21 protein-coding genes, 2 tRNA genes, 1 pseudogene and 1 other annotated feature are annotated in these 23,889 nt (G+C 48.4%); of the genes and pseudogenes, 19 read left to right on the top strand and 5 right to left on the bottom strand.

Features of this window, described 5'->3' with window-relative positions:
- From BN2373_RS01085 to BN2373_RS01035, 12 genes are all read left to right on the top strand, one after another.
- Window positions 1-3,609, top strand: coding sequence for a phage tail tape measure protein (locus BN2373_RS01085; protein WP_053942344.1), 3,609 nt, complete (start codon window positions 1-3; stop codon window positions 3,607-3,609).
- A gap of 9 nt (window positions 3,610-3,618) precedes the next feature.
- The gene (locus tag BN2373_RS01080; protein ID WP_053942343.1) at window positions 3,619-4,389 is read left to right on the top strand and encodes a distal tail protein Dit; all 771 of its coding nucleotides are present in this window, start codon (window positions 3,619-3,621) and stop codon (window positions 4,387-4,389) included.
- A complete protein-coding gene (locus tag BN2373_RS01075; protein WP_053942342.1) occupies window positions 4,389-6,542 on the top strand; it encodes a phage tail spike protein in 2,154 nt (717 codons plus the stop codon). Before BN2373_RS01080 ends, BN2373_RS01075 begins: the two co-directional genes overlap by 1 nt.
- A 12-nt stretch (window positions 6,543-6,554) precedes the next feature.
- Window positions 6,555-6,914, top strand: coding sequence for a hypothetical protein (locus tag BN2373_RS01070; protein WP_053942341.1), 360 nt, complete (start codon window positions 6,555-6,557; stop codon window positions 6,912-6,914).
- Window positions 6,911-7,051, top strand: a complete 141-nt coding sequence (locus BN2373_RS07790; protein WP_156296228.1) for a hypothetical protein — start codon at window positions 6,911-6,913, stop codon at window positions 7,049-7,051. The genes BN2373_RS01070 and BN2373_RS07790 overlap by 4 nt, the downstream gene beginning before the upstream one ends.
- Window positions 7,052-7,083: 32 nt before the next feature.
- A complete protein-coding gene (locus tag BN2373_RS01065) occupies window positions 7,084-8,592 on the top strand; it encodes a hypothetical protein (RefSeq protein WP_154826096.1) in 1,509 nt (502 codons plus the stop codon).
- A gap of 1 nt (window position 8,593) precedes the next feature.
- Window positions 8,594-9,028, top strand: coding sequence for a hypothetical protein (locus BN2373_RS01060; RefSeq protein WP_053942339.1), 435 nt, complete (start codon window positions 8,594-8,596; stop codon window positions 9,026-9,028).
- A 12-nt stretch (window positions 9,029-9,040) separates the two neighbouring features.
- The gene (locus BN2373_RS01055) at window positions 9,041-9,646 is read left to right on the top strand and encodes a hypothetical protein (protein ID WP_053942338.1); all 606 of its coding nucleotides are present in this window, start codon (window positions 9,041-9,043) and stop codon (window positions 9,644-9,646) included.
- 140 nt (window positions 9,647-9,786) lie between these two features.
- Window positions 9,787-10,725, top strand: coding sequence for a GH25 family lysozyme (locus BN2373_RS01050; protein WP_162200036.1), 939 nt, complete (start codon window positions 9,787-9,789; stop codon window positions 10,723-10,725).
- A complete protein-coding gene (locus tag BN2373_RS01045) occupies window positions 10,726-11,178 on the top strand; it encodes a hypothetical protein (protein ID WP_053942336.1) in 453 nt (150 codons plus the stop codon). It abuts the gene before it with no gap.
- Window positions 11,179-11,191: 13 nt separating this feature from the next.
- The gene (locus BN2373_RS01040) at window positions 11,192-11,422 is read left to right on the top strand and encodes a phage holin (RefSeq protein ID WP_053942335.1); all 231 of its coding nucleotides are present in this window, start codon (window positions 11,192-11,194) and stop codon (window positions 11,420-11,422) included.
- Window positions 11,423-11,889: 467 nt separating this feature from the next.
- A complete protein-coding gene (locus BN2373_RS01035; RefSeq protein WP_053942334.1) occupies window positions 11,890-12,084 on the top strand; it encodes a hypothetical protein in 195 nt (64 codons plus the stop codon).
- 195 nt (window positions 12,085-12,279) lie between these two features.
- On the opposite strand, the gene BN2373_RS01030 is transcribed toward BN2373_RS01035, so the two are convergent.
- The 3 genes and pseudogenes from BN2373_RS01030 to BN2373_RS07600 all read right to left on the bottom strand — a co-directional run.
- Window positions 12,280-12,352: transfer RNA gene (locus BN2373_RS01030), tRNA-Ala, on the bottom strand.
- Between the two features lie 137 nt (window positions 12,353-12,489).
- Window positions 12,490-13,425, bottom strand: coding sequence for a DDE-type integrase/transposase/recombinase (locus tag BN2373_RS07785; RefSeq protein WP_074017926.1), 936 nt, complete (start codon window positions 13,423-13,425; stop codon window positions 12,490-12,492).
- A pseudogene (locus BN2373_RS07600) lies at window positions 13,398-13,760 on the bottom strand (transposase family protein); the annotation flags it as partial. The gene BN2373_RS07785 and the pseudogene BN2373_RS07600, both read right to left, overlap by 28 nt.
- A gap of 150 nt (window positions 13,761-13,910) precedes the next feature.
- Window positions 13,911-14,030: a sequence feature (ribosomal protein L10 leader region), on the top strand.
- Between the two features lie 20 nt (window positions 14,031-14,050).
- Between BN2373_RS07600 and rplJ the strand changes: the two are divergent.
- The gene (gene rplJ / locus BN2373_RS01015) at window positions 14,051-14,593 is read left to right on the top strand and encodes a 50S ribosomal protein L10 (RefSeq protein WP_053942332.1); all 543 of its coding nucleotides are present in this window, start codon (window positions 14,051-14,053) and stop codon (window positions 14,591-14,593) included.
- A gap of 89 nt (window positions 14,594-14,682) precedes the next feature.
- Window positions 14,683-15,069, top strand: a complete 387-nt coding sequence (gene rplL, locus BN2373_RS01010) for a 50S ribosomal protein L7/L12 (RefSeq protein ID WP_053942331.1) — start codon at window positions 14,683-14,685, stop codon at window positions 15,067-15,069.
- 63 nt (window positions 15,070-15,132) lie between these two features.
- Here rplL and BN2373_RS01005 read toward each other — a convergent pair whose 3' ends face one another.
- On the bottom strand, window positions 15,133-15,759 hold the full coding sequence (locus BN2373_RS01005) for a DJ-1/PfpI family protein (RefSeq protein ID WP_053942330.1): 627 nt from the start codon (window positions 15,757-15,759) through the stop codon (window positions 15,133-15,135).
- Window positions 15,760-15,978: 219 nt separating this feature from the next.
- Here BN2373_RS01005 and BN2373_RS01000 point away from each other — a divergent pair, with 219 nt between their 5' ends.
- From BN2373_RS01000 to trkA, 4 genes are all read left to right on the top strand, one after another.
- Entirely contained in the window at window positions 15,979-17,760 is a 1,782-nt protein-coding gene (locus BN2373_RS01000) for an SHIRT domain-containing protein (protein ID WP_053942329.1), read from the top strand.
- The gene (locus BN2373_RS00995) at window positions 17,643-19,448 is read left to right on the top strand and encodes an SHIRT domain-containing protein (protein ID WP_162200035.1); all 1,806 of its coding nucleotides are present in this window, start codon (window positions 17,643-17,645) and stop codon (window positions 19,446-19,448) included. Before BN2373_RS01000 ends, BN2373_RS00995 begins: the two co-directional genes overlap by 118 nt.
- Before the next feature lie 252 nt (window positions 19,449-19,700).
- The gene (locus BN2373_RS00990) at window positions 19,701-21,149 is read left to right on the top strand and encodes a TrkH family potassium uptake protein (protein WP_053942422.1); all 1,449 of its coding nucleotides are present in this window, start codon (window positions 19,701-19,703) and stop codon (window positions 21,147-21,149) included.
- 12 nt (window positions 21,150-21,161) lie between these two features.
- Window positions 21,162-22,526, top strand: a complete 1,365-nt coding sequence (gene trkA / locus BN2373_RS00985; RefSeq protein WP_053942327.1) for a Trk system potassium transporter TrkA — start codon at window positions 21,162-21,164, stop codon at window positions 22,524-22,526.
- Window positions 22,527-22,602: 76 nt separating this feature from the next.
- Here the strand turns inward: trkA and BN2373_RS00980 are convergent, their stop codons facing one another.
- Window positions 22,603-23,532 carry an alpha/beta fold hydrolase gene (locus BN2373_RS00980; RefSeq protein WP_053942326.1) on the bottom strand — a complete coding sequence of 310 codons (930 nt, stop codon included), beginning with the start codon at window positions 23,530-23,532 and terminating at the stop codon, window positions 22,603-22,605.
- 135 nt (window positions 23,533-23,667) lie between these two features.
- On the opposite strand from BN2373_RS00980, the gene BN2373_RS00975 reads away from it, so the two are divergent.
- Window positions 23,668-23,741 (top strand) — tRNA-Val (locus tag BN2373_RS00975).
- The last annotated feature ends 148 nt before the right edge of the window (window positions 23,742-23,889 follow it).

Genomic DNA, 23,889 nt, shown 5'->3' with positions numbered 1-23,889 from the left:
ATGGATTTTAATCTTAAAGCAATATTTTCTGCGGACATATCAAATCTCAAAGCCGGTTTCGGTCAGGTGATGACTTCGCTAGGCGAAATGAAGGCGGAGTCAAAATTGTCCGGGCTTGGCGTTGCGACCATGTTCAAAGGGGCTGGTGCCGGGATCGCTAATGTAGGAACTGCACTTTCACTTGGTGTGACAGCCCCAATAGCTGCTGTCGGAGCTAGTGCGGCCAAAACGGGTGCGGAGTTTGATGCCCAAATGAACCGAGTTGGTGCCATAGCCGGAGCCACCGGAAAAGACTTTGATAACTTACGGAAGCAGGCCTTGGACTTAGGTGCCAGCTCGATTTTTAGTGCGAAAGAGGTGGCCCAAGCACAGGAGGAACTTGCGAGTGCCGGTTTTAATACGAATGAGATTATGAAGGCAGCGCCGGGCCTTATCGATCTTGCCGCAGTATCCGGAAAAGATATGGGCCTTGCTGCTGAAGCCGCCGCATCAGCGGTTCGGCAATTTAACCTGGACGTTAGTGAAACAGGGCATGTAGCGGACGTGTATGCAAAAACAGCCGCGGATACAAACTCTGAAACAAGAGACCTGGCGGAAGCTATGAAATACGCTGGTCCTGTTGCTAGCTCCATGGGCCTTTCTCTTGAAGAGACCGCAGCGGCCATTGGTATTATGTCTAACTCCGGGATTAAAGGTTCCCAGGCAGGCACGTCCTTAAGAGGTGCATTGATAAGGCTTGCTAAGCCTTCCAAAGACGCAGCAACAATGCTTTATCAGCTTGGCATTAATGCTTTTGACAGCAGCGGGAAGATGAAACCCATTGGACAACTCTTACCCGAAATGAAGAAATCTTTCTCCGGCCTAACCGAAGAGGAGAAAATGAATGCCGTGGCAACAATTTTCGGACAAAATGCGATGTCCGGAATGCTCGCACTCATCAATTCTGCACCTGGTGCACTCTCTGATCTGACAGAAGGATTAGAAAACTCCACCGGAGCGGCTCAAACTATGGCCGATCAAATTAACAGCGGTCTTCCGGGAGCATTAGAAGAGCTTGACGGTGCTGTTGAAACGGCAAAGATCAACATAACGGATGCTGCAAAAGGAGCGTTCACCGATTTTCTGGAAAAAATCACCGGGCTCGTCAATGCATTCAATCAACTTTCCCCTGAGCAACAGGAACAGATTGTAAAGTGGGCGGGGATCGCTGCAGCGGTAGGTCCGGCTGTATTTATTACCGGAAAATTCATTCAAACTACGGGCGGTCTCATTGGGAAACTCATTGGAGCGAAGAAATCCTTTAGTACATTTATCTCAAGTTTAGGGGAAATGTCCGGCGCTTCCGGCCTAGCCTCAGGGGGAATTAGCGGATTACTCACGAGTATCTCCGGTTTTGTCGTACCAGTTGGCATTGCCATTGCAGTAATCGGGGGACTTATTGCTGTATTCAAGACGGCTTGGAACAATTCTGAGACCTTCCGAGACACGGTAACAAACGCCATGAACCAAGTTGGGGAAGCCTTTAATCGGGCAAAAGAAGTCATTGGTCAAGCTCTCGATCGACTTGGAAAAGCAGTTGGTCCTTTTTTATCCGCTCTAAAAAACTTATGGGACACCGTTGTTGGGGCGATTACACCGGCCCTTACTGTTTTAGCGAATATCGCAGGTAATGTTTTATCTATGGCCTTTGATGTTGTGGGCGGCATTATATCCACGGTTATTGATGTTTTCAGCGGTCTAATCGATCTCTTAACGCCCGTAGTCAATCTCATTTCCCCGATAGTGGAAATTGTCGGCGGGGCACTAACCCCGGCGTTTCAATTTTTAGGGGATGCCATCAATCTTCTTCTCGAGCCTATTAAGTGGTTGTTGGATGCCCTTGGAAACCTTGGCAAAGGAATTGGTGATGTTGTTGGAGGAATTACTAACGTTGTCGGTGGTGCGATCGATAAGGTTGGTGGCTTCTTCGGAGGCGTTACCGATGGGATATCGGGCTTTATCGGAGATTTAACCGGTGCCAAAGACCAAACCCAACAGACAACAAACGAGATGACAACGTCAATAGACGTGATGTCTCAAGGCACAACTTCTTCAATGTCGGAAATGGCCACCAGTGTCATTGGTCAGTCTCAGACAATGAATACCAGTGTTCAAGAACAGATGCAGACCATGGCCACCTCCGCCAGTGGAGCGGTTGGCCAGATGGCGCAAGGAATGACACTGAACTTCCAAATGCTCGCATTAACTGTTCCGGAGCAAACCAAGATCATGGCGAACTCGGTATTTGCAACCATGCAGTCCATGGGAATTACGACAGAAGCACAGGCAAGCGAGCTGGCGTCTAGCGTGAACTTGAACTGGGACAACTTAAGTAACTGGACACAGGCAGACTGGGAGAAGATGCGGGGGACGGTCATTTCCAGCATGGGGACTGCTTCTAGTACCGCTCAAGGCCAGGCAGGGGAGATGGCCCAAAGTATTTCTCAATCCTTTGGACAAGTCGACAGCTCTGCAGATAACGCTTGGCAATCTGTGCAGTCGAGTGTTTCAAAGTCAATGGATGCTTCCAAATCAAGTGCTCTGGGGAACTCTGATCAAATAAATGCCGGGGTATCCGGGTCTTTTGAATCCATGAACAAGGACGTTTCAAGTGTGATGTCCAGCATGCAGAAAAATGTTGACAGTAACATGGGAACCATTCTTTCTAGTGCAAAAAAGAACTTGGATCAGCTCGCATCTTCTTTCAATAGTGGATTTACTTCAATTGCTGATAAAGTGACTAGCCAGATGTCAACAGTGGCAAATCAAATTAAGTCGGCAATGAGCAAGGTGTCGAGTATAACAAGATCTGCACTTTCAGGCTTGTCTCAAGCTTTCCAACAGGGCTTTAATGCGATAGGGGTAAGCACGACAAAAAGCTTTACCATGATGAGGACGACAGTCACTCAGACGATGACGGCCATAAAGTCGCAGGCTACCCAAGGAATAGCAGGGCTGAATCAAGCGGTGACTCAAGGGTTTTCGGGGATGGTTCAAAAAACATCTCAGGGATCCCAGCAGATCATCCAGAAGATTCGGTCCGGACTTTCTTCTGCAGTATCTTCAGCGAATAGCTATCGTGGTGCCTTCTCATCAGCGGGCTATAATCTCTCATCCGGATTAGCATCGGGAATATACTCAGGCCGTTCAGCGGTCATTCGTGCCGCCGTTAGCGTAGCGGCATCGGCTATTACCGCCGCTCGAAGGAGACTTCAGATCCATAGTCCTTCAGCAGTAATGGAAAAGCAGGTTGGCCGATATGTGCCGGAAGGTATGGCTATGGGCATACTCAATAATGCGAAATCGGTGGAAAAAGCCATGTCTACTGTGGCCGATACGGTTTCCGGTGCGGATGTCCCGACAGTAAATGTTGCTCAAATGTTTAATTCCGGTTTATCGGAATACCAACAGTTCAATTCCAGATCAATGGAGCATCGAGATGCGCCTCGTCCCTTTCAGCTCATTGCACAGATGGGCACTCATGCTTGGGAAATTTTGGTTGACGATATTACGGAAGCTCAGGATGGACGGACAGAAGCCCATGTTCGCTACCTTGGTCAGGGAATTTAAGGAGTTGCCATGCTTTTTACAAAAGATATTCAAAAAGGAAAGGCTGAAGAACTCATCTTTGACGGTAGAAAGCTTTCTCAGTTCACTTCTGCAGCAGAGGTTATTACCACCGGAGTGGAAGGGAGAGATGGTTACTCAGCGAATTTATTCATAAACGATGATATCGATGGAAGGGATGGTGGTTTATTTTTGGACTACCGCCTCCCATCCAGGAGGATCACTGTTCATTATCTTTTGCGTGCTAAGACAGCGGAGTTATACCGTCAAGCGTTTAATGAATTAGCACAAGTTTTTTCTCAGTACCGAACGCCTGCAAGTATCGAATTTTCTGATGAGCCGGGCTGGGCTTTTCAAGGAATATTGAAGGAATTTAGCCTGCCCGCCCCAGGTCGGCTTTCTGTTGAGGGAAGTCTTTCCTTTTTATGCCCGTCACCCTATAAATACGGGCCGAGCATTACACTTGGTCCTGCTGGAAAGATTCGAATCCCCACGCTTAGAACGCCCATTAAGCCGGATAAATTGGTGGTATTCCCTGAAGACGGTTCAGAATTTACCATAAATAACTTAAATACCGGAAAAAGAATTGCACTCCTTGGCCCCATGAAAGCAGGCGATCATATCGAAATCGAAGGAACAAAAATCACGAAAAACAATGTAAACGCAGCGGACATGGTTGACTTCGCTGTCACAACCCTAAGTGGGTTCGATCTCCATACGAACGATATTGTCACGATCTCCAGCGGTACATTAGAAATCATTTATCGGGAAAGGATGCTTTAATGGAAGTTTATCTTTTCGATAATAAAGAGCATGTGCTAGCAAATGGCATTCTTTCCGAAAACGAAACAACAGAATCTTGGCAAACGATGGGAAGCCTCATCACCCATTCTATCGAAGTAAAATACCAACCGGAGCTTGATGAGTGCGCATACTTTGGTATGGCAGACATTGATGAGCCGGACTTATTCTGGATGTATAAAGTTCAAGGGCGAAAAAAATCGGGCCGATTGATACGGCTCAACGGGATTCATAAGTTTTATGACGACTTATCGAAGCGTGGATATATCGAAGACATACGTCCGAAAGATAAGCCGATTGTTGTTCCACTTGGAAAAATCCTCGAGGGGACCGGGTGGGAAATTGGAAAAAATTCTGTCTTAAATACCGGGACGACAAATATTTACTACCTCAATAAACTTGAAGCCTTTAATAAGGTCATTAAAGCCTGGAACTGTGAATACCGGTTGCGGATGAGTTTCGCTGGTAAAAAGATTGTTCATCAGGAGATCGATCTTGCTCCACAATTCGCTGAGGACAATGGTGCCTGCTACGAGTATGGCGACAAGCTTGTTTCGGTTATCGCTGAAAGTGGTGAGGATCAGCTTTACACTGCCCTTTGTGGACGAGGGAGAGGGGAGGAGATACTCGATGAATCAGGAAAAGATGTACAAGGCTTCGGCCGGAAAATCAATTTCAAAGACGTCGTGTGGTCTAAGCAACAGGGAGACCCTGTTGATAAGCCAAAAGGGAAGGGTTATGTCGAACTTCCTGAAGCCACAAAAGTATTCGGCTTTTCAGATGGCACACCGAGACTGGGATTAATTAATTTTCCCGATATCGAAGACCCCAGAGAACTTCTTTCAGCGACCTATGAGGCACTCTTAAGAGTTTCAAGACCGAAACTCGAACTAAAAGCCCAGGTTTGTGAAAACGAAAAACGCAATCTTGGGGAGAAAGTTTGGGTAATTCGTGATGATATTGGAATCCGGTATCAAACCCGAATCTTTGAGTTACGCAGAAGCTTCTTGTACGGGAAAAGAAGTGAGATTTACTTTGGTGATAAGCTGCTATTGTCCCGGGCAGAGAAAATGGTCATCGATCAAGAGGCTGAAGCTGCTAGCCATGAGGAGACTGTCTCTCACATCAATACCATAATGAGTCAGCTTCAAACAAACTTATATAATTCAGACGGCTATAACTACGAATTAAAAGCCGGGAACCCCTTTGGGCTACCCGCCGGATATTACTCCTTTGATAAGCCGATCGATGAGAATCCGGGAAGAGTGATCTATATGGGGGCAGGCCGTCTCGCTATTTCTGATCAAAAAACTTCGGACGGTCAGTGGATATTCCGGACCTTTGGTACAGGGGAGGGGTTTACTGCCGACTTGATACGGTCCGGAACCTTGCTCGCCGATTTCATCAAAGCCGGGATATTATCGGATGTCAATGGCGATAATTACTGGGATATGAAAACGGGGTCGATCTCCATTGGCGGTGGGGCTCTTAGCTATGATAGAAATGACGGTTTTCGGGTCAAGGTTGTTGATGAATTAAAAAATGAAGTCAGCAAGAAAGCCGATAGCAGAAATATCATCTCCACAATCAATGCAAGCAGAGAGGGGATCTCCATCTCCGGAGATAGAATCACGCTAACCGGATCAACGGAAGTGCGAGGAGATTTCAAAGTTTCTGGGGCTGCTCTCTTTGGCAGAATAAATGCCCAATATATCGATGTTGATAATCTTAATGCGAATAACATTAATCGAGGTGTATTAGGCCGTGGGGTTGATAATGGATCCTGCAGTCTGCCGGAAAGTGGATCGGCCTACTTGAGCGGGTCCGGGACAAACTTCGATACGGGTTCAAATCGCTTTCGATTTATCTATGACAGTGGGTCATACAAGAATACTTTTTTAGTTGATGGAAGAATCACAGCAGAACCAATAAGTGGTCAACATATGGCTTTTCAGGCCGGAGGGCTATATGTCGAAGCGAATGGAGGATACTTTAAGGTAGGCCCTGGATCCTATGGCGTAAACGTTCAAACAAATGGTCCATGTATGTTTAATAACCGTATTCAGTGCGATGGGATTATGATCGGGAGTGCCACATTAAGCGAGGCAGATATCAATAAGCTACATAAGCTTTAGAGGGAGAAACAGATGAAACTTGGAGAAGTGTATATCAATTATTCCACGGATCAAACGGCACTAGAGCCTACTATTATTGGGGCCACGATAAGTTTTCGGGTGATCTCTGCGACCTACGGAGATGTAAATGGAGTTTTAAGGGTCACTCCATCTGATCTTAGAGCATTGCTTGATAGAAAAACGACCAAAGAAGAGCTGACAGAAAAATATATTGAGAAAGTATTAGCTCTTGATAAGGTGGAGTTAAATGCTCAAGACTTTGAGAAAACGAAACAGGAAGATGCTAATAGAGATGCCCGGATTCAAGCCGTAGAAACACAAAATCTTGAATTTGCATTGATGTTATCTCAATCCCAAGGAGGCACGATATGAATGCAGTAGTTGAAATGCTAGCAAAGGCAGTTCTAGATGGGCGGATTAAGCTGGAAGATATCGGGTCAAACTTCGGCCTACAGGAAAAAACAAAAAAACGGCTGAAAGAAATGAAGGCAGAGAGCATAAAAAGCTAGCTGCCTTTTCTTATGCCTAGAAAGGATTCCATATGACTAGTGTTAGTGGGGCGGGACTAGTTCCCGTCACAGTCCATTTTAGAGACTCGCAGATTCCAGACCTGATTCTACATGAAGGGGAAGTAGGAACCCGGGGGTATCAAGCCCGGTTTATCTCATCAAAAGGCGATGTGATCAGCCCCTCTGAGAGACAAAAAGTGACCTGCTACGCAAGAAATGTTGATACAAAAGAGAGCTACTACCTAGAGGGATCAGCAATAGATGATTATTGGGAGGTTGAAGTCCCTTCTAAAGCTTTAGCCGGAGGCGGTGAGGTAGATATTCAGCTCGCCCTAAAAGAAGATGATAAAAACCTGATTATGACCAACTGGTCAAGAGTTAGAGTTCAGAACTTTATTGGCGGAGAAGACTCAAAAGATGGGACCGGGATCCATATGGATTTCCAAAAACTGCATGAGCAAGCGGAGAGTGCTAAGGCCGCACTGGATGCAGTCACTCAAAAGGCCCAAGAGGCCAAGGACTACGCTGACCGGGGAAATAAAGACTTGGCCACACTTGAAGCCGGAGAGGCCGGACGGGTCGAGGCAGAGCGGAAGCGGGCCAGCGACTACGAGGCCTTTAGCAGTGAGGGGAAAAAGACGGTCGAAAGCCTCAAGGCCCAAGATGACCACTACCGCCAAGAGATCGGGACTATCGAAAGCCAAGAGGCGATAAGGGTACAGGCAGAAGAGGCGAGAAAACGCCAAGAGGCCAACCGAGTCGGTGCCGAAAAGACAAGGGCTACTCAGGAAGAGGCCCGATCAAGTGAAGAGGCCAAAAGAGCCCAGGCGGAAAGTGCAAGAGCCAAAGCCGAAAGCCTCCGGGTAAGCAAGGAGGCGGAGAGAGAGCGGGCAGAAAGGGCCCGGGCCTCTGCGGAAGGATCCCGGTCCCGCCAGGAAGCCGACCGACAGGAAAGCGAGAGGATCCGGGAGAGCCAAGAAGCGGGCCGGGTAGAAGCCGAAAAGGATCGAAAGACCACCTTTGAGGGCTGGAGTGAGGCTATGCAAGGGGTCTTCCCTGACGCTACGAGTGAGCAGGCAGGGGCGGTCAAAGTCCAAGGGCAGGCGGGGGGAGTAGCCCCCTATATGGTCCCTAGCATGGGGACCTTTACAGATGGCCTGGCCAAGGCGGGGAAGGTCAAGAGCGTCAATGGCAAGACCGGGGACGTGGTCATCCCAGAGTATGACGATAGCACGCTAAAAAGCCGGGTCACCGCCTTGGAGCAAAGAGAGGATAAAGATACCACCTATCCCCTAGCTACGGCGACGGAGGACGGGCTACTGTCCGCTTCCGATAAGTGGAAGCTTGATGGCCTGAGTGAGGCTTTGGAGGAAAAGGCCGACAAAGGGCATAGCCACTCCGAGTACCAGACCCAGGCCCAGGTCAAAGACTTGATCAGTCAGAAATTCGTCCTTTGTACAAGCTTAGATGATGCCAAGAGCCAGCAGTCCAGTGGGTCTTACCCAGTGGGGACGATTTTCCTGATCAAAAAGGAGGGGTGATGTGGACGAGTATCTAAGGGTTGATTTAATAACTTTTGAAAAAGCTACTGTAGAGGTCAACGAAAAATATAGTGTCACAATCGTTTCTTATTCTTATCTTAACAACAAGTCAGGTCAGCTTTTAAGAAAAGATGGTTCTTTTTCGCCGTTGACTATTGAATCGGGCATGGATCTCCCTAAAGAAGGATTTGCTGGGTGCGTATTCGAAATAAATCGTTTTTTTTATCTGCTCACCGAAACCGATTTGTATTACGTTTCTTCTTATGCCCCGTGGGGAGACTTCTACACAATGAAACAACTAACAGAAAGCGAGAAAAACAAATTTATTAAGCTTCTTCTTCCACAGGCAATCGCCCTAAACAGCCAAGGGGTCGAGTACACCCAAGCCTTTATCAGTACCACGCAAGGGCTCCAAGAGCTAGACGGCTTTTGCTAGAAAGGACATGAAATGCTAACCATCACAAAAAACGACAGTATGTATACCCTTAGGACCTACGTCGGCGGGATCGAGCAGACCGACCAGGTAAGCCTGGACGATTCCCGCTACTCCACCGTGGATAGTGCTTATAAGCTCAGGGAGACGATCCAGGCAAGCGAGGAGGGCCGGATCCGCCAGGAAGTCCTGGATACAAAAAAAGCCCTCCAGGAAGTCCAGGAAAAGCTAGCCCAGGCTAATAACCACTTGGCCGTCCTCCTCACGGGAGATCCCGGAGCCCAGGCGACCAAAGAGATGATCGAGCAGTATCCTAAGTGGGATGAGGGCCTACCCGTGGATGCGGGGGATGCCTACCGGATCGGTGACGTGCTTTATATGGCAAAAATAGACCATGTGACGAGCAAGGAAAACGGCCCGGAAAGCGAAAAGGCCAAGGACTATTGGAAGGGCGGGCCGATCCAGCAAGACCAGCCCGACCCCAAGCCCGGGGTAAAGTACCCCAAAGGGACCGTTGTGACCTATCAAGGGGTCGATTACTACGCTTGTGAGGACACAAACCAGGGCCCCGAGGTGGGATTCCCCACTTGGGACCTGGCTTCCAACAAGTCTACAGCCTAGATTTCCTCTGACAGCTTCCTAGCCTCGTCAGATTTAATTTTAGGGATGTAAAGGCACAATGACACCTTTGACAATGAAAAAGTGCTTAAATGAAGGGCCTATATGGCCTTTTTTTGGTGGAAAAAAGAAAGGAGAAGAAAATGGCAAAAAAAGTGATCGACATTTCCAAGCATAACGGGAAAATAGACTTTTCCCAGGTAAGAAAAGCCGTGGATTTCATTTTTATCCGTGCGGGCTTTGGCTGGAGCTTCCATCTTGACCCAAGACTGGATGAGTACATCCGAGGATGCCGAGAGTATAAAATTCCTTTCGGCCTCTACTGCTATTCTTATGCAACAGGTCTTTCCCAGGCCAAGGTCGAGGTCCAGGGCTTTTTACAAAAGATTCAGGGCCTTCATCCCGAGCTTCCTGTGGTGATTGACACCGAGGATGCCGATGGGTGGAGGCGGAAAAATGGCAACCCATCATGGGGAGAAAAGGCCTCTATGCTCTTATACCAGCTCCGGGAGATCGAGCGGGCGGGATACTATGCCATGTACTACTGCTCAACCTCCTGGTACGACCAGATGGTCCGGAGAGAGCCCGAGCTTAAGAAGTACGACCTCTGGCTGGCCCACTGGGGGATCAAAGAGCCTTCCCGGCCTTGCGGGGTATGGCAGTACACCTCAGACGGGTCGGTCCCGGGGATCCGTGGCAGGGTCGACATGAACTACGCCTACCGTGACTATCCGACCATCATCCGAGAAAAGGGCCTCAACGGCTTCAAGAAGCCCATCCAAACTCCCAAGCTGGACAAAAAGGAGGAGGACAAAGCCAAGACCGCCCCACAGCCGAGAGCATACCTGATCTGCTACGAGGGTGATGGAGACAAGCCGGCGGTGGATATCCTGGCTCAGGCTTTAGGTACATGTGCCATGGTTAAAAAGGGAGCACCTCCAGAGGAGATGATGGACTCCAATATCATCCAGGTAGGCGGTGAGAAAAAGACATGGGCGGACATCGTCCTATCCGGGGCTGACCGCTTTAAGACCCGGGACAAGGTGATGGACTTTATTAAAAAAATGGAAGGCGGACGGTAGATGGCACCAGAACAAATTTTCTTACTCCTCCTAGGCTTTGCCTCCGTAATCGGGACGGTCCTGGGGGCTTTTAACAAAATACGGAAGGAACTTACAGAAGCTCAGAATGCGGTAGGGGAGCGGTATATCAAGACCAAGGACCTGGAAGAGATCGTGGGGCATAAGGGGGAGATCCTCTCGATCAAGGAGATCCTGGAAAAGCTAGACCGCCAGGACCAAAAATTCGCTCACGACCTTGATCTCCTCACTTGTCACGACAAAACCCTCCAAGATCACGCCAAGATGATCAAGGAGGAGCAAGCCCACGATGACCGGCAGGACACGGAAATGCGGATGATCTTAAAGGCTCTACTGGCCGTTTTACGGTCACTGGAGCAAAAAGGGATCAACCACACGACCACGGCAAATATTCACGAAATTGAAGCGTATATCTGGAAGACAGAAAAACAGTAAAGGAGAAAACACTATGAAGCTATCTAATGAATCTTACGACATCTTGAAGTGGATCATCACTCTGGTCCTACCCGCCACGGCCACCCTGGTCCAGACGGTAGGGGAGAGCCTATCCTGGGGACCGACTGCCCTAGTGGTCACGATTCTTACGGCAGTCACGACCTTCCTCGGGGCCATCTTTATGAGCTCCAGTGTCCAGCACCAAAAAAGACACATCACCATCCCTTCAAAGCCCGGACGTTAATCGTGCGTTAATCGTGCGTTAATCGTGCGATAATTGGATGAAAGTCTGTATTTACCTAGCTTTAATCGTGAGTGAATCGTGCGAAGCCGTGCCTCTTTAATTAGAGACACGGCTATTTTTTTTGTGAAAAAACTGAAAAAAGTGTTGACATTATATAAACTATGGTTTATAATATATTCAGAGGTTGAGAGAAACCTCAATATGAAAGAAAGGAGGAAAAGGGAATGGAGATAGATACAATAATAGCCCTTGCGGGGCTGATAGTGAACATCATTGGCCTGATAGAAACTATCAAAAACAACCGTAAGGGCTAGAACCAAGAGGGGCGAAAGCCCCTCCCCCCGTCAGGGGGTGTACCTATCTTATACCCAGAAAAGAGTTATGACAACACTAAGAGTATTATTGATCTTGAACCTGGTAGTCAGCTTAGCGAACTTGTACGTTCAGATTAAAGGAAGGAGGAAGTAATGGAGAAGAAGACGAGTGAAGCCCAAATCCGTGCAAGCAAAAAGTGGAACGCCCAGAATCCTGAAAGAAGGCGGTACAATTCTGCTAAATCGGCGGCACGTTCGTTTATCCGGAATCGGGCAACGCTTGAAGATCTTGAGGAGCTGGAGTCACTGATTGCAGAGAAGAGGGAGAAGCTAAAAGAGGGGGAATAACACCCCCTCTTTTTTTATGAGACAAAAAAAGAGAGACCAGATGGCCTCTCCCTAAAACTCAATTTCCGATAACATTTTGATAACATTTATATGGATTTATTGGGTTTAATTGAGTTTTCAAATGAAATCACGAACTCCTGAAACCCTGTAATATGCCCATTTACGTTTTATTGAGTTTTAATCAGTTTTAGCAAATGGATCCGATGGGAGTCGAACCCACGACCTCTGCGTTGCGAACGCAGCGCTCTCCCAACTGAGCTACGAACCCGAATTTGATCCCTTTTATCATATGCTTATGTGGCTCAGAAATCAAGAGGGGAAAGGATCGGTTTTCTCCGGGAATGTAGGTTTGTAAATGATGTGAGACCAAAAAAGTAAGTTGAGATCTCCTGTGTGCTATCCTCATTACTGGCGGGCTAGCCCGCCAGTAATTGGGCTTTTTTTTTCCATAGGCGTTAGCCATTGTAGCGTCTGCATAGGTAGTCGGTTGGATTTGTAGAGATAGCGCTTCATTTGTTGAATCAAGTCTTCATCACTGTAGAAGGAGAGATGAGCATAAAAACGCTCATTGTCATTGCGGTGACTTCGCTCGACCTTTCCGTTATGTCTTGGAGTCCTTGGCCGAATCAGCTTGTGCTCGATTCCCTTCTCCTGACAGTAAAGATCGAAAGGATGGACCTGATCGGTCTCACGGAAATGCGTGAATTCAACGCCGTTGTCGGTTTGAATGGTCTGGGGTTGGTAGCCGAAATGACGGATGGCCATTTTTACAAATTGGACGGTGGAATAGGAAGATTGTTCACGGAAGGGGTAAATGAAGCGTTCTCGGCTGGCTTCATCGATGACGGTGTATTGAAAGAATCGATCCGGCATTTTCCCCACGTAACAAGCGTTTGGAACATATTTGACATCGAGTTGCCACTTCACGCCGAGTGCTTTCGGGGTATCGTAAGGCTTCGGAATATAGGGTTTCTTCTTTGAGGCTTTTTGTTGGTAAAAGCCCTGTTTCCGAAGAAAACGAAAAAGTGAGCAGGGATGGCGGCAGTAGCCCTTTTGAAATTTCAGCTTGGCGTAGAGTTCAATGAGAGAGATGGTTGGATTTCGCCGAATGAAATTTTGAATCCAGGTTATTTCTTCTTCCGTATGGGCAGTAGGATGCGGACTTTTCGGTCGGTGGGAACGGTCCATTAGTGACTCTCGGCTGCCGTCAAAGCGGCGATTCCAACGCATGAGTGAGGCTTTTGAGATCTTGTAGCGGCGAATAACGAAGCTGACAGAATATCCTAAACGATACGTTTTAACCGCATGAAATNTTTCCGAAGGAAACGGAAAAATGAACAGGGATGGCGGCGGTAGCCCTTTTGAAATTTCAGCTTGGCGTAGAGTTCAATGAGGGAGATGGTTGGATTTCGCCGAATGAAATTTTTAATCCAAGTTATTTCTTCTTCCGTATGGGCAGTAGGATGCGGACTTTTCGGTCGGTGGGAACGGTCCATTAGTGACTCCCGGCTGCCGTCAAAGCGGCGATTCCAACGCATGAGTGAGGCTTTTGAGATCTTGTAGCGGCGAATAACGAAGCTGACAGAATATCCTAAACGATACGTTTTAACCGCATGAAATCTCGTTTCTAAAGTATGTGGGAGATAACGCTGAGTTTTTGTTATACTAGTAGACATAGAGAGAATCCTTTCTTTGTTTGCTTTGCACTTTCATTGTACAGGATTTCTCTCTATATTTTTTTCTTCTTGGTCTCACATCAATTGTATCTCTACAGGAAAGGATCGGTTTTCTCCGGGAAGGCCTTGCCGGGCCATTTATTCTCTGTTATAATACATAACTGGCTACCGAAGACCACGGGTGCGAAAGCTTAATTTCCCGTCGAGGTGGATGATACGAATTTCCGTCTCTCCATGCGTCTTCGCTTGGGGAGATTTTTAATTTAAGTAGCCGAGGGAGGTGAAAGAATTTGAAGGAAGCAACATTAAATAAGAAAAAAGCAGTGGTAGACGAGATCCGTCAGCAAATTGAAGCGGCTCAGTCCATCGTCATTGCGGAGTATTCCGGCATTGATGTTCAGGAGATCACTGACCTGCGTGCCAAGTTCCGTGAAGCCGGCGTCAACTACCGGGTTTACAAGAACACCATGGTCCGTCGGGCATTCAATGAGCTGGGACACGATGAGTTTGATGAACTCCTCCAGGGCCCCAATGCCTTTATCTTCTCCGATGAAGACATGGTATCCGGACCTAAAATTGCAGAGGAGTTTGCTAAGGACAACGAGGAAAAGCTCATCATTAAAGCCGGCTTTATCGAAGGCAAGGCCATCGATAAAGAAAAGGTCATCGCTCTTTCCAAGCTCCCAAACAAGGACGTCCTGCTGTCCATGATGCTGCGTGGACTCCAAGGCCCCATTTCCGGCCTTGCTCAGGTTTCCAACGCCATCCTTTCCAGCTTGGTTTATGGCTTGAATGCAGTGAAAGAAAAGAAAGAACAAGAAGAAGCTGCCTAAGTTTTTGTGGAATAAGTATCGCATAAAAATAGGCAATACCGGATGATTTAACCATCCCAGTACATGATATCCTTAAGGAGGATTTACCAATGGCATCTGAAAAAGTCACTCAGTTAATTGATCAAATTAAAGAACTCACCGTTCTTGAACTCTCCGACCTCGTTTCCGCTCTGGAAGAGGAATTCGGCGTATCCGCTGCTGCTCCCGTTGCTGCTGCCGCTCCTGTTGCCGCTGCCGCTGCCGGTGGTGCTGCTGAAGCTGAACAGACCGAATTCGATGTTATCCTGGCTTCTGCCGGTTCTTCCAAGATCAATGTCATCAAAGTCGTTAAGACCATTACCGGCCTGGGCCTCAAAGAAGCCAAGGCTCTCGTTGACGAAGCTCCGAAAGCCGTCAAAGAGAAGGTCTCCAAGGACGAAGCTGATGACATCAAGAACCAGCTTGAAGAAGCCGGTGCCACTGTCGAGGTTAAGTAGTTTTAAGACCAAGCCAAATAAAACAAGGACCCTTTCGGGTCCTTGTTTTTTTTATAGACTTTTTTACGCAGTAGATGATTTTTTTTGAGCTTGTGACCAGGAGGTGTAGTAAATTTCCTGTGCAACCCGGTCGGCGGTTTCCTTTCCCTTGAGGGTGGATATGAGGACCAGGGCAAAGGGGATGGCAAGGCCCAGGGCTTTTCCGGTAATGACACCCGGAGCAAGAACCACATCTTCATTGATGTAGTGGACATTTTGTCCCAGATCCTCCTTTCGGCTGGGATAGACTGTCACGGCCTTTCCTTCCAGAAGTCCCAGATCAGCCAGAACAGTGGGTCCTGCACAAATCGCAGCCAGGAAACCTTCTTCCTTTTCCACCTTGTTCTTCTGGAAATCCCGGAGGATATGCCCAAGTTTTTCGTTGGCCTTCAAATATTCCACTCCGGGGAGGCCACCGGGGATGACAAGAGCCTTCTCTTCGCCCGGTTCATAATCTTCAATACTAGTGTCGCAAGTAATTTGGATGTGATGAGAAGAAAAAATTTGTTTTCTGTCATCGTTCTCTCCCTTCCAACCCGGGCCATGAACAGCCACCGTTTGAACAGAGATTTCAGACCGTCGCAAGAGATCAACGACCAGGAGGGCTTCACATTCCTCCAGTCCGTCGGCCATAAAAACAGAAACGTCCATAAGAACTCCCTTCTTTGATTGTGAAGAATATTTTTATATTTCTACCCATTTCCTCTTCCTGCACAAGGGAAAAGGAATCATAGAAAGCCAAGCGATTCCTTTTGAAATTTTTTCTGATAAAAATGTGAATTAGGAGTATGATGAATATAACGATACTTTTCATAAGCCGTTATGGAGCATGACAAATAACAGCTATCACTGAAAACGAAGGAGGGAATCATGGAAAGAAAAAATGAATATAGGGGGGGGAAACCGATTGCTTATCGCGATAGACATACCAGCGATAAGAAATTCGCTAAACGAGCGACGGCAATAGTGAGCAGTAAGATCTTTTTATCGTTCATTTTGTCTTTCGCCTTGCTCCTTCCCACCATCGCCATTCTTACGGCGGGCAGGGTTCAGGCACAGGGGGGAGAATACTATCTTTCTTCCGCTTGGAAAATGGGACCGGAGGTGGTCACCGATTATGCAACTGGCGATGGTCCAAGAGCCTACAACACGGCAACAACAACCCTGCAGGATGACCAGGGCACAGTCAATGTAACAGCAAGCTTTTATTCGCTTCCGGAGAGAAGCAACCCGGCACTGGAACATGGAGGAGCCAATCCTTCGTATTTGACAGATACCGGCAATAATCAAAGCAGTTACGGTGCTACCGCTGAAATGTTTTACGGCAAACCCGATCCGGCGACGGTTCCTGCTCTTGGTGTCTATGTTCAGCCCGGATTCGGCGAAGGGGGAAACTCCGGCACATGGAACAAATTCAATTTTGATGGAAAAGCTGAAGCAGGAACCCTTAAGTTCACCTTTGACCGTGCTGTTACCAATCCGATTATCGATGTTTCAGGCATTGGTGGTCTGGTCACTGCTTGGGGTTATCAACAAACGCAATTTGGACCCGCTGTCGTTGGTCTTGGTTCTTTTAACGCCACTTCTTTCCGACTTGTCACACCGGGAATTACGATGGGCCTGGATGACGGTGCCAGCAACCTGAGAGTTGAAGGAAATACGCTGGACATCATTAATCGAAATACCCACACGCGTTCTGTCCCTACCAATTCCAATAATTTCCGGAAAATGGCCGATGGAAAGTACAGATGGTTTTCGGGCAATAATCAATATCAATTCTATTCTCCTTCAGTAGAAGGTGCCGGGACGGGTTCTATTATCCTACAGGGAACCTTCACTGAAGTTGAGTTTAAGCTGGATCATGAGGCAACGCCTTTTTCACATTTCAGTGCGAATGAATACGGAACCTCACCTTATTATTTCACCAACTTCTCTCAACAGCTGGGCAATGCCTATGGTGATGGAATCAATGGGCTGAATGTGAACAAAACGGAAACGATTCAACTTTGCAACCAGTATCTCTCTGGCATGCAAAATTCCGACCTATTCCGCTTATCCATTCGGTTACCCAAGACCTACAAGGTTACCTATGAATACAAGAGCGGAACGGAAGGAATGGACCTTCCTGCAGAACTGAAAGCCAAGGCTCCGGAAGAAGTCACGGGCAAGGTGAAGGGGGATACCGTCACCTCCCCGGTACTGACCGGAAAGGATGCGGAGTTCCGCGACGAAGCCAACCAGGGCACCTGGAAGTTCCAGGCCTTTGACCCGGCGGAAGTGACCATTACCAATAAAAATGAGCATGTGGTGGGGACTTGGGTCTTTGAAAAAGACCAAGCTCCGGCGACCTACAAGGTAACCCATGAATTTAAGGTAGCTGCCGATTCCTCCATCTCCACCTTCCCGGCTGAGGTTCAAGCAGAAGTGAACAATCAGCTGCCGGAGACCCAGAGCGGAAAGCAAGACGGGGATGTGGTGAAGCCGGGTGCTTTACAGAATCCTCAGGACGTTGAAGACGCGGCCAATGACGGTCATTGGACCTTCAAGGCCTTCCTCGATCAGTGGGTGAGTGGACCTTTGTTCCCAACGAGCACGAGGTCACCTATGAATACAAGAGCGGAACGGAAGGAATGGACCTGCCTGCAGAACTAAAAGCCAAGGCTCCGGATGAAGTCAAGGGCAAGGTGAAGGGAGATACCGTCACCTCCCCGGTACCGACCGGAAAGGACGCGGAGTTCCGTGACGAAGCCAACCAGGGCACCTGGAAGTTCCAGGCCTATGACCGGGCGGAAGTGACTATTACCAACAAAAATGAACATGTGGTGGGAACCTGGGTCTTTGAAAAAGACCAAGCTCCGGCAACCTATAAGGTAACCCATGAATTTAGGATAGCTGCGGATTCTGCCATCTCCACCTTCCCGGCTGAGGTTCAGGCAGAAGTGAACAAGCAGCTGCCGGAGACTCAGAGCGGAAAGCAAGACGGGGATGTGGTGAAGCCGGGTGCTTTACAGAATCCTCAGGACGTTGAAGACACCGCCAATGACGGTCATTGGACCTTCAAGGCCTTCCTCGACCAGGATCCGGCAACCCAAGACGTGGATGCCAAGATCAATAAGGCAGACGTGAACTTTGTGGGTGAGTGGACCTTTGTTCCCAACGAGCACGAGGTCACCTATGAATACAAGAGCGGAACGGAAGGAATGGACCTGCCTGCAGAACTGAAAGCCAAGGCACCGGATGAAGTACCGGGCAAGGTGAAGGGAGATACCGTCACCTCCCCGGTACCGACCGGAAAGGACGCGGAGTTCCGTGACGAAGCCAACCAGGGCACCTGGAAGTTCCAGGCCTATGACCGGGCGGAAGTGACCATTACCAACAAAAATGAACATGTGGTCGGAACCTGGGTATTTGAAAAAGACCAAGCTCCGGCGACTTACAAGGTGACCCATAAGTTTAAGAGTGCGGATCCGAATCGGGAGTTACCGAAGGAAGTAGAAGATCTTTTGCCGGCCAACCAAACAGGGAAGGCAGATGGAAGCAAGGTAATGCCGACGGCACCGGGAGAAACCTCGGTTCAGGTTCCTGATGGTACATGGACCTTTGAAGGATACGATAAGCCTGAGAAGACGGTCGAAGGTAAGGATGTTGAATTTATTGGCATTTGGAAGTTTACGCCAAAGACACCTGATCCGGAACCGACTGTGCACACAAAATTTGTGGAAGAGGGTACAGAAAAGGAGCTGGCACCACAGGAGACAGGTGCGCAACCGAAGAAAGCAATTGAAGGCTATGTCTATGTGAAGACGGTCAAGGATGATGCCGGCAATGTTACGCACATTTATAAGAAGGTGAATGTTCCTACCCCTCAGCCCACGGTGCATACGAGCTATATTGAGGAAGGAACCGAGAAGGTTCTTTCTCCTCAAGAAGCAGGTGCACAGCCTAAAAAAGCGATTGAAGGCTATGTGTTTGTCAAGACGGTGAAGGATGATGCAGGCAACCTCACCCACATTTATAAGAAGGTGGCGGTTCCTGCACCGAAACCATCAGTGCATACGAACTATGTAGAGGAAAAGACAAATAAAGTCATTAGTCCGCAGGAAAGTGGAGACAAACCGAAGAAGGCGATTGACGGTTATGTATTTGTTAAGACCACGAAAGATAAGAAAGGCAATGTAACGCATATCTATAAGAAAGTGGCTTCAGCGAATAAGAAGGGGAAGGCTCCCAAGACAGGAGATCGCTTCATCGCCGGTTATGCAGCCATGGCCGTATTGTCCATGACCACACTTAGTGCAATGGTTATGATTGGAAAGAAGAAGGAAACATCGGAGAAATAAACCTGAAGAGGAAAATGCATAAGAATCGGGTTTTTCACCGAAAATGAATAGTTCCTGGTTGTAAAAAAGGCTGTGTCAGCGATCTTTTGATCGGACACAGCCTTTTTAGTTTCTTGGATAATGATGGAAGCTCCTGGCAATCCCGCACAGGGTAAAGAGGAAAGTGGTATAATCATACTGTTTGAGAAGTTCGGATTTTTTGGTCCGGACTCTCTGTCTATTCTGATGAGATGGAAGAAGTCGAGGTTTTTTGTGAATAAACGTGTTGTCATTCGATTTTTAGGCAAGGTCTGCCTATTAGAGGCGGTTCTTATGGTGGCACCCCTCCTGGTAGGCCTGATTTATGGGGAATCCGTCAAGACCCTTATGGCCTTTCTGGCTACAATGGGAATTTTAGCGGTCTCCGGCGTGACCATGATGAAGATCGGTCCGAGGCAGATGAAATTCACCCTGGTTGATGGCTTTGCCATTACCAGCCTTTCCTGGTTCTTACTTTCTTTTTTTGGAGCCCTGCCATTTTATTTCGCCGGTGAGATACCTTCTCTTTTAGACGCGGTTTTTGAGATGGCATCGGGTTTTACCACCACAGGCTCCTCCATCCTGACGGATGTCGAGGCCCTGTCCCAGTCCATGCTTTTCTGGCGGTCCTTCTCCCACCTGATTGGGGGGATGGGGATCCTGGTCTTCGCCTTTGCCTTTGCCCCGGAGATGGGGGAGGGGGCAGTCAACATCATGAAGGCGGAAGTGCCGGGCCCGGAATTCGGCAAGCTGGCCTCCAAAAACAAGTCCTCGGCCTTCATGCTTTACAAGCTCTATTTGACCATGACCGCCGTTTTGATCGGTCTTCTCTGCCTGGCCGGGATGAACCTCTTTGACGCCATGATCCACGCCTTCGGAACAGCAGGAACCGGCGGTTTTTCCAACAAGGCCTTGAGCATAGGCCATTTCCAAAGCCCTCTGGTGGAGTATATCCTGGCCATCGGCATGATCGCCTTCGGCACCAACTTCAACCTTTACTTCCTCCTCTTCCGGAAACGCTTCAAGCGCTTCTTTGCCAATGAGGAGCTTCGACTCTATTGGACCCTGATCATCCTTTCCACCCTGGCCATCATGATCTGCATCGGTCCTTCCTATCGGAGTATGGAAGCCCTCTTTCGGGACAGCTTCTTCACCGTATCCACCATCATCTCCACCTCGGGCTTCGGAACCGCCAACTTTGCCCTCTGGCCCCTTTTCGCCCACATCATCCTTCTTCTCCTCATGTTTACCGGGTCCATGGCCGGGTCCACAGCGGGCGGGATCAAGGTTTCCCGAGTTCTCATTTATCTGAAATCCATGAAAAGGGAAGTCCGCCATGCGGTTCATCCCCGCCTCCTTAAGCCCATCACCATTGACGGAAAGAGGCCCGGCGATGAATATGTCCGGTCAGTCTTTGTCTACCTGGCCATCTACGCCATGGTCTTTACGACCGGCCTCCTCCTGGTCTCCTTTTCCGAGCAGGATTTCATGACCGCCTTCTCCGCTGTGGCGGCCACCTTCAACAATATCGGTCCGGGAATGGCCGCTGTCGGTCCCCGGTCTTCCTTCGCTGCCTTCTCTCCCTTTTCGAAGGCCGTGCTCACTGTCCTCATGATAGCCGGGCGTCTGGAAATCTTCCCGGTGATGATCCTCTTTTTGCCCAGGGTCTGGAAGAAAAAATAGGAGGGAATTCCATTGAAAATTGTCGTTTGTGGAGCCGGCGAAGTCGGCCGTGCTATCTGTGAATCCCTTTGGGAATCCAATGACCTTGTCCTGATCGACACCGATGAGGACCGGGTCAATGACCTCTATTCAACCTATGACATCCAGGCCATCGTGGGGTCGGCCACCTCGATCAACATCCTCCGGGAGATCGACCTCAGTGAAGAAGATGTCTTCCTGGCCGTCACCTCATCGGATGAAACCAATATCATCGCCTCCATTCTGGCCTCTGAGTTGGGGGTAAGTCATGTTTATGGACGGGTCCGGTCCACGGAATATCTTGAGGACATGGATTTTATGCAGGATGCCCTGGGCGTCTCTCGGATCGTCAACCCGGAAATGGATGCCGCTGTCCTGATTTCTAAAATTCTGGCTTTTCCGGCGGCTGAGTCCATGGAGTCCTTCTCCAATAACCAGATCCGGATTATCGAGCTGACAGTCACGGAAGAATCCTCCGCCTGTAATAAGAATCTGATTGAGTTTACCAGGCTTTTTGAAGGACGGATGTTGATTTGTGCCGTTCAGCGTGGGGAATACGTCTTTATCCCCAATGGCAACTTTGAAATTCACGCCGGGGATAAAATCCATGTGACGGGGAAAAGGGAAGACCTGAAGCTGGTTTACCAGGATATGACTCGTGACCCCATGAATATTCGCTCCCTGATGATTCTCGGTGGGGGTGACCTGACCTATTATTTAGTTGAACGGCTCACCAAGCAGACTTCGATGTACATTAAGGTCATTGAAGAGGATGTCGAAGTGGGGCAAAAATTGGCTCTCGACTTTCCCGGGGTAGATGTCGTCTATGGAGATGCCAAAGATCCCCTTCTTTTGGACGCAGAGGGGTTGGAAAGCTTTGATGCGGTGGCAGCACTCCAAAACAATGATGAGGAAAATATCATTCTTTCCTCCTTTGCTCAAGACCGGGCAGTACCTAAGATCATCACCCGGGTGGACCGGCCCATCATCCTTAAGCACCTGACCCACTTGGGACTGGATACGATCATCACGCCCAAACAGCTTTTGGCGGAAAAGATGATCCGCCTCTCCCGTTCCCTCAAGGCCACAACTCATTCCTCCATGATTCGACTTTATCAGATGGTGGATGATCAAGTGGAAGCCATGGAATTCCACATCCTAAACGAGTCGTCCATCACCGGAAAGCTTCTTAAAGATATTAAGCTTATTCCCTCCAGCCTTATCATCGGCATCCACAGGGGAGATGACTATATCATCCCCAACGGTTCCGATTCTATCCAGGTGGGGGATGATGTTTCCGTCATCACCACCCACAAAAACATCAAGGACATCACCCAGTTTGTTCAGGAAGAAAAATAAAACAAAGCCCCCTTCTCGAAAGTCAAGAAGGGGGTTTTCATATCCGGTTAATGTTCAAAGGCAGGAGGCAAATGAGTTAGTGAGCGTGGGACAGGTGAGTTGTGATAACTTCAAGCACGTCCCGATACACTTCTTCCTTATCCAGATCAAAAAGAAGTTCATGACGGGAGTGTTCATAGACCTTCTCAAAAATTTGAGAGAAGCCCCAATTTCTGAGGGCATTTTTGATCTCTTCAGGGCCTCCGTCTTCGGGACGAGGACAGGGGTCACCCTTCCCGCGAAAGAGATGGATAGGGAGGTCGTGGGAGATCATCTCTTCAGAAGAAGGCTCCTGGAAACAGGCTCGAGTCAGGAGATAGAGGTCTAAAAAACCCCGATTTGTAAAAGGAAAACCGCAAAGAGGGTCGGCAATATAGGCTGCCACATTTTCCGGATCACAGGAAATCCAGTCCAAATCAGTATTTCGATTCGGAATGGACTGGGCATAGTCCGAAAAAGTAAGCTTCTGTAAAAATACGGAAGGGGCTGTGGGATGAATGGCAGAGAGGATACGGGCCAAGAAGATAGCACCTCCGACTTTGGAATTATTGGCGGGTGGACCGGACAGGAGAAGGAGGTCACAGAAATGAGGACGGGATTGGAGGAGGAAACGAGCATAAAGCGTCCCCATGGAATGAGCAAAGACCAGGAAAGGTAGATCACCCTTATCAAGGGTCTCTATGACGTGGATCAAATCACCTGTTTGTACCAGGTAACCGGACTCGGAGGCAAAGTAGCCCAGGTGTCCATCCACCAGGGTATCCCCGTGTCCCCGCCAGTCCATGGTATAGACCTCCAGCTCCTGCCGGGCAAGAAATTTGGCAAAATGGCGGTAACGTCCCCGATGTTCGCACATCCCGTGGAGGATAAGCAGGCGAGCTCTTGCCGGACCTTCCATCGGATGGAATTTGGTCAGGTGGATAGGAATCCGGTCATGGAGGGATTCAATCGTGAAATTTTCAATCATCATCTCTTCCTTTCTTATCTGTGTTATACCTTTGCTATTTAACTTGTAAAATCATCGTCATCAAGACCGTCTTGGAAAAACTAGAAAAGACTTGAATGGTCAGGATCTTTTGCATATAATAAATCTATTCCCTTTGGAAAAGTAGCTCAGTTGGTTAGAGCATCACGTTCACATCGTGGGGGTCCAGGGTTCGAGTCCCTGCTTTTCCAGGCTGATGAAATGCCCATTCCCTTGATTTCAATGGATTGGGCATTTTTTATTTTTGCAAAATCAAGATTTTCTGTCAGTTTTCATAGTCATATCATATCATGTGTCCTTTACAGGAAGGGGGAATTGTAGTAGAATATGACTAAGTTA

Source organism: Kallipyga gabonensis (genome assembly GCF_001286805.1).
GTDB lineage: Bacteria > Bacillota > Clostridia > Tissierellales > Peptoniphilaceae > Kallipyga > Kallipyga gabonensis.
Note: the sequence above shows the minus strand (reverse complement) of the source record. Positions and strands in the feature narration are given on the sequence as shown.